Here is a 9,188-nt window from a genome sequence, read left to right as displayed (position 1 = left end):
AATAAGAAATTGGAGCTTAACAATTTCACAACTAGCCATCCACTTTGATGGACGGCTTGATGATGCTTTAAATTTATGATAGAATTTTAGGAATTATCTAGGCTGACACAGAATGATGAACACTACCGTATATATTTTTATATGTTGAAAAAGTTAAATATTTTCAACATAGATCTAAACCTATGTAAAATAAATGTCAAAATCTTTACATGTTTTCAAAAGTCACGCCCTAAAAAGCCATAGCTGCACCACTTGCTCCCATAATTTCCTTTGCATCTTCGCTCATCATTGATGGATCCCATGGTGGAGAAAATACTAGTTTTACGAATGCTTCATCTATTTCATCAACTGCTAAAGTTACATATTTTACTTGTTCTAATAAACTGTCTGCTACTGGACAAGTTGGGCTTGTTAGGGTCATTGTAACTGTGCAATATAAATAGTTGTTATTTACATCAAATTCAATATTATAAATTAATCCCAAGTCATAAATATTTGTTGGAATTTCAGGGTCATATACTTTTTTTAAGTGTTCTATTAATTTATTTTCTATTTCTTTTAAATCAAAAGTTGGTTCCATTTTTTATCCTTTACGCGTTTAGTGCATATTCTTTTATTTTTTTCATCATTCCTATTACTCCACTTTGTCTATTTGGAGTGATAACTTCGCTTAATTTTAGTACATGAACAATATCCATATCAATATCTTTTAAGTCTTGAATAGTTGAATCTGAAAAGATTTTTAGTATCATATAAACCAAACCTTTTACGATTATTGCATCACTTGTTCCATAAAAATATAGTTTTCCATCTTTTTGTTTATGTGTTAACCAAACTTGTGATGTACATCCATGAACTATATTTTCAGGTATTTTATCTTTTTCATCAAACTCTTCTAGTTTTTTTCCTAAATCTATAATATATTCATATTTTTGTAATTCATCTTCAAAAAAATCTAAATCTTCTTTTATCTCTTCTACTCTTTGTTCTATCGTACTCAATCTTAATCCTTTAACATACTTAATGCTTTTTTTAAAGCTTCAATCAATTTATCAACATCAACATAGTCATTATAAAAAGCAGTACTTACTCTAATCGTTCCTCTAATTCCTAGTTTTTTCATAATAGGTTGCGCACAATGATGCCCAACTCTTACTGCAATCTGCATTTTATCAAGTAAAATTCCAATATCATCATGAATTATTCCTTTAAAATTAAAACTTCTACTTCCCACACAATTAGTTAAATCATTATAAAAAATAATTCCAGGAAGTTTTGATAACTCTTCATTTAGATATTTAAAAACTTTATTTTCTAGGCTTTGAATATTTTCATATCGTACATGATTTATATATTCTAAAGCTTTTCCAAATCCTATAACACCTGCAATATTTTGAGTTCCTGCTTCAAATTTATAAGGAGAATCAAGTAAAATCGAACCACTATAATCAACTTCATGAATAGTAGCTCCTCCTGTTTGATAAGGTTTGATATTTTTTAAGTATTTCTCTTTTATATAAATAGCTCCAACTCCTGTTGGTGCAAAAGTTTTATGACCTGAAATTGCATAAAAATCAACATCAAGCTCTTGAATATCAACTTTAAAATGAGCTAAACTTTGAGCTGCATCAATCATTACAACAGCACCATATTTATGGGCTAATTTTGTGATTGTTTTTACATCATGAACTTTTCCAAAAGCATTTGAAACATGAGTAATACTAACAAAAGCATTTGGATTTGCTTTTAAAAGTTCTTCAAAATGTTCAAGGTCAAAATCCAAATTTTCATTACAATTTACAACTTCAAGACCAGCTCCTAAAGTTCTATTTTGCATATGCCAAGGAACGATATTTGAATGATGTTCTAAAGAAGAGATTATTACTGTTTTAAAATCAATTGCATATGAAGAAGCTATAAAATTTATAGATTCTGTTACTCCTTTTGTGAAGATTATTTCTTCATTTTTTGAAGCATTTATAAACTCTTTTAAAAGTTTTCTTGTTTTTTCAAACTCAGAAGTTGCTTTATTGGCATGACCAAAATTACTTCTGTGTGTATTTGAACAATATTGCTCATAATACTCAACTTGTGAATCAATAACACTTTTTGGTTTTTGCGTTGTTGCTCCGTTGTCTAAATAAACAGTTTTTGAATTTTGAAAATATGGGAAATCTTTTCTAAACATATTTATCCCTTTTATAATTTTTAATAAATTCTTTTATTAATTCATCTTTTATATTATCAACTATTTTGTTTTCAAAAGCACTTAACAACATCTCATAAGATTCATTTTTACTAATTCCTCTTGATTGAAGATATAAAAGTTGCTCTTTATTTAAAGTTCCAGTTGTTGTTCCATGACTAGCTTCAAGTTCATCTATATAAATTTCAAGATGAGGTTGCGCAATAATTGTTGCATCATCACTTAATAAAATCGTGTTACAGTGTTGAAAAGCTTTTGAATAAAGTGCTGTTTCATTTACTATTGATTTTGCTTTAAATACAGCTTTTGAACTATCTTTTAAACTATGTTTATAGTTTATATTACTAATTGAACTTTTTTCATTGTGAATAGTTTTTATAAGATTTGAAGTTGTTGCATCATCAAAAAGTTTTACTAAGGCATTTAATTCATAGTTTACATTTTGAGCATTAATTATATTTTCAAAACTATTTACTACAAAACCATTTCCATATTCAAAGTTTGAAATTTCTAAATTTGAACTATTTTCTTGATTTATTGCAGTCGTAAAAATCATTGAATTTGAAGCATCAATATCTTGAATTTTTGCGTATTCTAAAGAGGCATTTTCTTCTAATTCTATTTTTCTATTTACTGTGTAAAAGCTATTTTTACAAGAGTTTATGAAAACTTCAACAATAGTTGCTTTTATATTTTTTGCAACTTTTATTTTCAAAGAGTTTGTATAAACTGTTTCATTTTCTTTTAATTTATGAATCAAAAAAATAGGTTCAGCGATATTTTTATTTATTGTTATTACTTTTTGTTGATTATCCAAACTTCTAGTAATATCAAATAAAATTGATTCATACTTTTCTTTATCAATTATGGTTTCTAATCCTACAATATCAAATTCATAAGTTTCAGTTTTTGCAAAATCATAAGAAAAAAGCGAGTCAAAATTTATTTTTAAAAACTCTTCATCTTTTTTATTTGGAAGATTTAAACCTTTGATTTCATTTATTTGCATCTTTAATTCCTATTGCTTCATAACCTTTTTCATCTAGTTCTAAAGCCAAGCTATAATCTCCTGTTTTTGCAATTATTCCATCATTTAAAATATGTACAAAATCGGGTTTGATTAATTCTAAAAGTCTGTCATAATGAGTTATCATTAAAATTGATTTTTTCCCATCAAGCATAGAATTTATAACATTTGCAACAGTTTTTATAGCATCAACATCAAGTCCTGAATCTATTTCATCAAGCATAATTAAATCAGGTTGAAGCATTAAAAGTTGGATAAGTTCATTTCTTTTTTTCTCACCACCACTAAAACCATCATTTAAATCTCTTTGTAAAAGTTTTCTATCAATATTAAATTTTCCTGTTTCTTCTTTTACAAGTTTTAAGAATTCCATTGCATCAATTTCAGAAAGTCCATTATGAGTTCTTTTTGCATTTATAGCAGTTTTTAGAAAATAGCTATTATTTACACCTGCAACTTCAATAGGAGATTGAAAACTCATAAAAATTCCCTCATTCGCTCGTTCTGATACATCAAGTTCAAGTAAATCTTTCTTTTTATAAGTAATTTTCCCTTGAGTTACTGCACAGTCATAATGTGCACTTAAAGTTTTTACTAATGTTGATTTTCCAGCTCCATTTGTACCCATTAAAGCATGAACTTCACCTGCTTTTATCTCTAAATTAAGACCTTTTAAAATCTCTCTATCGTTTATATTAACATGTAAATTTTCTATTTTTAATATTGTTTCTTTTTCCATGATTTAACCCACACTTCCTTCTAATGATATATTTAATAATTCTTTTGCTTCAGCTGCAAATTCCATTGGTAACTCTTTTAGTACTTCTTTACAAAAACCATTTACAATCATAGCAATTGCATTTTCTTCACTAATTCCTCTTTGAGATATATAAAAAAGTTGTTCATCTGAAATTTTTGAAGTTGTTGCTTCATGTTCTATATTTGCACTTGAATTTCTAATCTCATGATATGGATAAGTATGTGCATGACATTTATTTCCAATTAACAATGAATCACATTGAGAAATATTTCTAGCATTTGAGGCACTTTTTCCAACTCTTACCAATCCTCTATAAGCATTTTTCCCATGCATTGCAGAAATTCCTTTTGAAATAATAGTTGATTTAGTATTTTTTCCTAAATGAACCATTTTAGTTCCAGTATCTGCTTGTTGTGATTTTGAAGCAATAGCAACTGAATAAAATTCTCCAACACTATTATCACCTGCTAAAATACATGAAGGATATTTCCAAGTTATGGCACTTCCTGTTTCTACTTGTGTCCAAGAGATTTTTGAGTTATCACCTTTGCAAATTCCTCTTTTTGTAACAAAATTTAAAATTCCACCTTTTCCCTTGTCATCACCTGGAAACCAGTTTTGAATAGTTGAATATTTTATTTGAGCATTTTTCAGTGCAACTAATTCAACAACGGCTGCGTGAAGTTGTCTTTCATCTCTTGTTGGTGCTGAACAGCCCTCATTATAAGATACATAAGAGTTTTCATCACAAATGATTAAAGTTCTTTCAAATTGTCCTGTATCAAGTGCATTTATTCTAAAATAAGTTGATAATTCCATAGGACATCTTACATTTGGTGGAATATATACAAAACTTCCATCTGTAAAAACGGCGCTATTTAAACAGGCAAAATAGTTATCAACCGTAGGAACAACACTAGCTAAATATTCTTGTATAAGTTGTGGATGTTTATGTGCTGCTTCACTAATTGAACAAAATATAATTCCTAGTTTTTCAAGTTCATCTTGATATGTAGTTTTTACAGAAACAGAATCAAATACAGCATCAACAGCAACATTTTTAACACCTGCTAATTGTTTTTGCTCTTCAAGTGGAATTCCTAATTTTTCGTAAGTTTTTAAAATCTCAGGATCAACTTCATCTAATGAATCCAAGGCTTTTTTTGGTGCAGAATAATATGCTATATTTTGGTAATCTATTTTTGGATAATCTAAATGTGCCCAAGAAGGTTCTTCCATCTTTAACCATTTTTTATAAGCTTTTAATCTAAAATCTAAAAGCCATTCAGGTTCATCTTTTTTTGCTGATATTGCTCTAATTACATCTTCGTTTAAACCTTTTTCAAAGGTATCACTTTGTACTAGAGTTTCAAAACCCAGTTTGTAATCTTTATTAATAATATCTTCTAACTGTTTATTATCACTCATCATTAACTCCAGTATTCTTTAATAACAAAATAGGATAAAACTTATCCTATTTAGAATCTTATCATAAAAATTTTAAAAAGTATAACAAAATTATGAAAAAATAATTACATTTTCAAACTAAATAGAGTTCTTTATTAAAATTTAAATACAATACAATTTTAAAAAAATAGAATGAATATATTTAATTAAGACAAGATTTATCCTATTTGCATTAGAATACGGAAATGTTTTTGAAATGCTAGTATTTTTTGGAATACTTTTTGCATAGGATAAGATTAAAAATATAGGAACAATAATGGAAGTTTATTTAGATAATAATGCAACAACAGTAGTAGACCCTAAAGTTTATGAGGAAATGAAACCATTTTTTTGTGATATTTATGGAAACCCAAATTCTTTACATAAATTTGGTTCAGGAACTCATCCAAAAATGGTTGAAGCTTTGAACTTTTTATATGCAGGAATCAATGCAGCAGATGAAGATGATGTTATCATCACTGCAAATGCAACAGAAAGTAATAATACAGTTATAAAAGGTATCTGGATAGATAAAATTTTAAATGGTGATAAAAAACATATCATTACAAGTGAAGTTGAACATCCAGCAATTACAGCAACATGTAAATTTTTAGAATCTCAAGGTGTAGCTGTAACTTATCTTCCAGTAAATGAAGATGGAGTTTTAGAAGCTAGTTTAGTAAGAGATTTTATAAAAGAAGATACAGCTCTTGTAACTATTATGTGGGCAAATAATGAAACAGGAAAAATTTTCCCAATTAAAGAAATAGGAGCTATTTGTAAAGAATTTGGAGTTCCTTTTCATACAGATGCAACTCAAGCTATTGGAAAAGTAACTGTTGATGTTCAAGATTGTAATGTAGATTATTTATCTTTTTCAGCTCACAAGTTTCATGGACCAAAAGGTGTTGGTGGATTATATATAAGAAAAGGTTTTGGACTAACTCCTCTTTTACACGGTGGTGAACAAATGGGTGGTTTAAGAGCTGGAACAGTTGATGTAGCTTCAATGGTTGGAATGGGTTGGGCTATGAAATTAGCAACTTCAACTATGGCAATTGCTTATGAAAAAAATCATGTAAGTAAATTAAGAGATAAATTAGAAAATGCAATTTTAGAATTACCTGAAACTGTGGTAATTGGAGGGAAAGATAATAGAACTCCAAATACAACTTTAATTTCTTTTAGAGGAGTTGAAGGTGAGTCAATGCTTTGGGATTTAAATCAAAATGGAATAGGTGCAAGTACAGGAAGTGCATGTGCAAGTGAAGATTTAGAAGCAAATCCAGTTATGAATGCATTTGGAAGTGATAGTGAATTAGCACATACGGGTGTTAGATTCTCTTTAAGCAGATTTAATACAGAAGAACAAATAGATTATGCAATTAATGTTATTAAAAATGCAGTTACAAGATTAAGAGGAATCTCAAGTTCTTACGCTTATACACCATCGTGTCATAAGTCTAGTTTATAATAAAAAACGAATAATAAATAAAGGAAAATTTTTATGGCAAAAAATAGTTTAATTAGCGGATCTATTTGGGATGAATACTCAAATCAAGTTGTAAATAGAATGAACAACCCAAAACATCAAGGTGAAATCACAGAAGAAAGAGCAGCAGAATTAGGAGCAAAACTAATTGTTGCAGATTTTGGAGCTGAATCATGTGGTGATGCAGTAAGATTATATTGGGCTGTTAATGAAGAAACAGATGTAATCTTAGAATCAAAATTTAAATCTTTTGGTTGTGGTACTGCAATTGCATCTTCTGATGTTATGGCTGAGCTTTGTATTGGGAAAAAAGTTGATGAAGCAGTTAAAATTACAAATATTGATGTTGAATTTGCACTAAGAGATAATGCAAATACACCAGCTGTTCCACCTCAAAAAATGCACTGTTCTGTAATGGCTTATGATGTTATCAAAAAAGCAGCAGCAGAGTATAAAGGTGTTGATATGGAATCTTTTGAAACAGAAGTTATTGTATGTGAGTGTGCAAGGGTTTCATTAGGAACAATTAGAGAAGTTATTAGAATAAATGACTTAACAACAGTTGAGCAAATTACAGATTATACAAAAGCAGGTGCGTTTTGTAAATCATGTATTAGACCAGGTGGTCATGAAGCAAAAGATATTTATTTAGTAGATATTTTAGCAGATGTTAGAGCTGAAATGGCAGAAGAAAAAATGAAATCAGCAGCAGATGCAAGTGCAGCTGGAACTTTATCATTTGAAAAAATGACATTAGTTCAAAGAATTAAAGCAATTGATTCTGTATTAGATTCAGATATTAGACCAATGCTTGTAATGGATGGTGGAAATATGGAAATTATAGATATTAAAGAAAATTTACCACATTTTGATTTATACATCAGATACTTAGGTTCATGCTCTGGATGTTCGTCTGGAAGTTCAGGAACACTATACGCAATCGAATCTGTATTACAACAAAAAATTGATGAAAATATAAGAGTTTTACCAATTTAATTTTTATTGATTAAAAATATTTAAAAGGTTCATACAGTTTGTATGAGCCTTTTTTTATAGAGCAAAATTCTATAAATGAAGATATTTTGTTATAAAATGAATAAAACAATATTAAGGAGATACAAATGTTTGCAATATACAATAAAGGAAGTGTAGGATTTAGAAGTACTGTTGATAATTTGTATAGTTTAAATAATATTGAAAATATCCAAGAAAGTAGATTTAATCCAGATGAGGGAACTATACAAAATTTTGATAGCCTTTTAAATAAACAAGATAAAGAAACAAAAAAAGAAGCTATAAATACTTATAAAAAAATGGCAAATATTGATACTTCTGAAATTATTTATCAAGTTAAAGATATTATGACAAAAAATTGTATTTATATTGATGAAAAATCTTCGATTAAAGATGCGTATGATGTTTTAAAAGAGTTTAAAGTTGGTTTAATGCCTGTTGTTTCATTTGGAAAAAGAATTATTGGAACAATAGATAAAAAAATTATTTTAAATCTTTTGATGAATAATTTAGAAAATCCTCAAAATGTTTTAGAAAGAAAAATTGAAGATATACATTTACCTCAGATTATTACAGCAGACCCATTAACAGATATAAGAAGTGTTTCAAAAGTAATGATTGATTTTAAATTACACGCTATTCCTATTGTGGATGAAAGTGGTATTTTAATAGGAATTGTTTCTAAAACTGATATTATAAAAGCAGTTTCGCATATTCCTCAATTTCAGCTTTGGTCTTGATTGGTATCAATAAAAAATAGTTTAGTTTTACCTACAATACAGAAAAATATATTATAAGGTAAACAACATGGATACAATTGCATCATTTTTAACAAGTGATCACAGAGCCTGTGATGGAGAGTTTGCAAATTTAGAAAACGCTGTTGCTTCTCAAGATTGGGAAGAATCTCAAAAACAATTAGAAAAATTCTCAACAGATTTAAATCATCATTTTAGTATGGAAGAAACAGTAATGTTTCCAGCATTTGAAGAAGTAACAGGTATGACTCAAGGTCCTACAATGGTTATGAGAATGGAACATTCACAAATGAGAACTATTTTAGAAGATTTAAAAGCTGATATAGAAAAAAAAGATAAAAATCATTTTTTTGGTGTTAGTGAAAGTCTTATGATGTTAATGCAACAACATAATATGAAAGAAGAACAAATGCTTTATGCTATGGCTGATATGCATTTAGGTTCGCTTGTTTCAAAAGTTATCGAAGATATGAAAGCTATATAAA

General features: G+C 28.2%; 10 protein-coding genes. 4 read left to right on the top strand and 6 right to left on the bottom strand.

Annotated features, from left to right (window positions below; all coding sequences use genetic code 11):
• Positions 1-229: 229 nt before the first annotated feature.
• The 6 genes from B0174_RS01310 to sufB are packed head-to-tail and all read right to left on the bottom strand — an operon-like array spanning position 230 to position 5,421.
• Positions 230-580, bottom strand: coding sequence for a metal-sulfur cluster assembly factor (locus B0174_RS01310; RefSeq protein ID WP_108557828.1), 351 nt, complete (start codon positions 578-580; stop codon positions 230-232).
• Positions 581-590: 10 nt separating this feature from the next.
• The gene (locus B0174_RS01305; RefSeq protein ID WP_108557827.1) at positions 591-1,001 is read right to left on the bottom strand and encodes a SufE family protein; all 411 of its coding nucleotides are present in this window, start codon (positions 999-1,001) and stop codon (positions 591-593) included.
• A 2-nt stretch (positions 1,002-1,003) separates the two neighbouring features.
• Positions 1,004-2,188 (bottom strand): aminotransferase class V-fold PLP-dependent enzyme, encoded by a 1,185-nt coding sequence (locus B0174_RS01300; RefSeq protein WP_108557826.1) that lies wholly within the window; start codon positions 2,186-2,188, stop codon positions 1,004-1,006.
• Positions 2,181-3,215, bottom strand: a complete 1,035-nt coding sequence (locus tag B0174_RS01295; protein WP_108557825.1) for a SufD family Fe-S cluster assembly protein — start codon at positions 3,213-3,215, stop codon at positions 2,181-2,183. The genes B0174_RS01300 and B0174_RS01295 overlap by 8 nt, the downstream gene beginning before the upstream one ends.
• The gene (gene sufC, locus B0174_RS01290) at positions 3,202-3,972 is read right to left on the bottom strand and encodes a Fe-S cluster assembly ATPase SufC (protein ID WP_108557824.1); all 771 of its coding nucleotides are present in this window, start codon (positions 3,970-3,972) and stop codon (positions 3,202-3,204) included. Before sufC ends, B0174_RS01295 begins: the two co-directional genes overlap by 14 nt.
• Positions 3,973-3,975: 3 nt before the next feature.
• Positions 3,976-5,421, bottom strand: coding sequence for a Fe-S cluster assembly protein SufB (gene sufB, locus B0174_RS01285; RefSeq protein ID WP_108557823.1), 1,446 nt, complete (start codon positions 5,419-5,421; stop codon positions 3,976-3,978).
• Positions 5,422-5,716: 295 nt separating this feature from the next.
• Here sufB and B0174_RS01280 point away from each other — a divergent pair, with 295 nt between their 5' ends.
• The 4 genes from B0174_RS01280 (at position 5,717) to B0174_RS01265 (ending at position 9,187) form a co-directional block, all read left to right on the top strand.
• Complete coding sequence (locus B0174_RS01280) at positions 5,717-6,913, top strand: NifS family cysteine desulfurase (protein ID WP_108557822.1); 1,197 nt, start codon at positions 5,717-5,719, stop codon at positions 6,911-6,913.
• A 33-nt stretch (positions 6,914-6,946) separates the two neighbouring features.
• A complete protein-coding gene (locus tag B0174_RS01275; RefSeq protein WP_108557821.1) occupies positions 6,947-7,927 on the top strand; it encodes an iron-sulfur cluster assembly scaffold protein in 981 nt (326 codons plus the stop codon).
• Between the two features lie 125 nt (positions 7,928-8,052).
• Positions 8,053-8,685 (top strand): CBS domain-containing protein, encoded by a 633-nt coding sequence (locus B0174_RS01270; protein ID WP_108557820.1) that lies wholly within the window; start codon positions 8,053-8,055, stop codon positions 8,683-8,685.
• 67 nt (positions 8,686-8,752) lie between these two features.
• On the top strand, positions 8,753-9,187 hold the full coding sequence (locus B0174_RS01265) for a hemerythrin domain-containing protein (protein ID WP_108557819.1): 435 nt from the start codon (positions 8,753-8,755) through the stop codon (positions 9,185-9,187).
• Position 9,188 lies beyond the last annotated feature (1 nt).

The sequence above is a fragment of the Arcobacter caeni genome (assembly GCF_003063245.1).
GTDB lineage: Bacteria > Campylobacterota > Campylobacteria > Campylobacterales > Arcobacteraceae > Aliarcobacter > Aliarcobacter caeni.
Note: the sequence above shows the minus strand (reverse complement) of the source record. Positions and strands in the feature narration are given on the sequence as shown.

Bases quoted from the DNA above. Each gene is read 5' to 3' on its own strand.
- B0174_RS01275 (WP_108557821.1), top strand. From the start codon at position 6,947: ATGGCAAAAAATAGTTTAATTAGCGGATCTATTTGGGATGAATACTCA.
- sufC (WP_108557824.1), bottom strand. From the start codon at position 3,972: ATGGAAAAAGAAACAATATTAAAAATAGAAAATTTACATGTTAATATA.
- B0174_RS01300 (WP_108557826.1), bottom strand. From the start codon at position 2,188: ATGTTTAGAAAAGATTTCCCATATTTTCAAAATTCAAAAACTGTTTAT.
- B0174_RS01280 (WP_108557822.1), top strand. From the start codon at position 5,717: ATGGAAGTTTATTTAGATAATAATGCAACAACAGTAGTAGACCCTAAA.
- B0174_RS01310 (WP_108557828.1), bottom strand. From the start codon at position 580: ATGGAACCAACTTTTGATTTAAAAGAAATAGAAAATAAATTAATAGAA.
- B0174_RS01270 (WP_108557820.1), top strand. From the start codon at position 8,053: ATGTTTGCAATATACAATAAAGGAAGTGTAGGATTTAGAAGTACTGTT.
- B0174_RS01295 (WP_108557825.1), bottom strand. From the start codon at position 3,215: ATGCAAATAAATGAAATCAAAGGTTTAAATCTTCCAAATAAAAAAGAT.
- B0174_RS01265 (WP_108557819.1), top strand. From the start codon at position 8,753: ATGGATACAATTGCATCATTTTTAACAAGTGATCACAGAGCCTGTGAT.
- sufB (WP_108557823.1), bottom strand. From the start codon at position 5,421: ATGAGTGATAATAAACAGTTAGAAGATATTATTAATAAAGATTACAAA.